This is a genomic window from Streptomyces sp. NRRL S-31, assembly GCF_000718775.1.
Taxonomy (GTDB): domain Bacteria; phylum Actinomycetota; class Actinomycetes; order Streptomycetales; family Streptomycetaceae; genus Streptomyces.
This window is the reverse complement of sequence record NZ_JOCB01000223.1, coordinates 1-1,137: the sequence shown is the minus strand read 5'-3', so window position 1 is coordinate 1,137 and position 1,137 is coordinate 1. Positions and strand designations below refer to the sequence as shown.

Genomic DNA, 1,137 nt, shown 5'->3' with positions numbered 1-1,137 from the left:
CGGTTGAGGATGCCTACCGGGCCGGTGGTCCGGACACGCCTGCCGCGCGTCGGGAACTGGACGCGCACCTGACCCGGATGTACGACGAGCTGCCGCGGCGGATCGACGAGTTGGCGGTGCGCGAGAGGCAGGTCGCGCCCGGGCTGGCCGCCTTCGACGACCTCACCGCACAGGTCAGGGGCATCGGCCGCGAGCTGTCCGATCCGGTGGTGGAGCGGGCCCGGGCGGACCTGGCCGAGCAGCTGCGCACCGCGCACGCGGAACTGCGCGGGCGGCTGGGGGAGGCGGACGCGGCCGGGTTCGAGACCGGCTGGCAGCAGTATGTGCGCGAGGCGACCGGGGAGCGCGCTGTCCTGGCGCGTCTTGAGTACACCCAGGTCCGTGAGGAGCGGATGGGGCAGGCCCGTGACCTGTTCCACCGGGCGGCGGACGCCTTCGAGGACAGTGTCGCCCAGGGCGCGCCGCTGGGTGAGGCCGGCCGGGAGCGGCTGGCCGCGGCCTTCGACAAGGACGTCGAGCGGGCCGTCGACGCGGACTGGTTCGGCCATCAGGGCCATCACGACTTCCGCCGCCCGCCCCGGCCGGAGGGCGCGGGTGCCCAGGACACCACGGGGCTCGCGGCCGGCGACGCGGTGCCGTCCCGGCCGTTTGAGGACAGCCTGGACGCCCTGCACGCCGACCTGCCCCGGCGCATGGTCCACGAGTTCGAACGCCAGACGGTCCTGGAACGGGCCGGCCAGGACTTCCACGCCCTGGCCGGGCACCCCGACAGCCCCGCCCACCACTACGACGTCGACGAACCCACCCTGGAGCGGCTCGGCGAGGAGTTCCGCGCAGACACCCTGCGTGTCCACGACCGGATCCAGACCGACGCCGACCCCGCCCTCCGCCCGGCCGGCGAAGAGGAACTCACCGCCTGGCTCCACCACGAGGCCCGCCACGAGAACGCCTTCCAGCAGGCGTTCACCACCGCGCGCACCACTCCCCTGCCCGCCCCCCGCGACCCCGGCGCCCGGGGCGGCGCTGCGGACGCCGGCAGCCCACGCCCCGCCACGCAGAGCAGTCCCACCGGGGACCCCCGTTCCGCCACCGGCCCGTCCGACACCCCCGCACCCGCCCTGCCCACCACCTCCGACC

General features: G+C 75.6%; 1 protein-coding gene. It reads left to right on the top strand.

Annotated features, from left to right (window positions below):
• On the top strand, positions 1-1,137 hold a 1,137-nt coding region (locus tag IF37_RS40330), incomplete at both ends, for a hypothetical protein (RefSeq protein WP_216725875.1).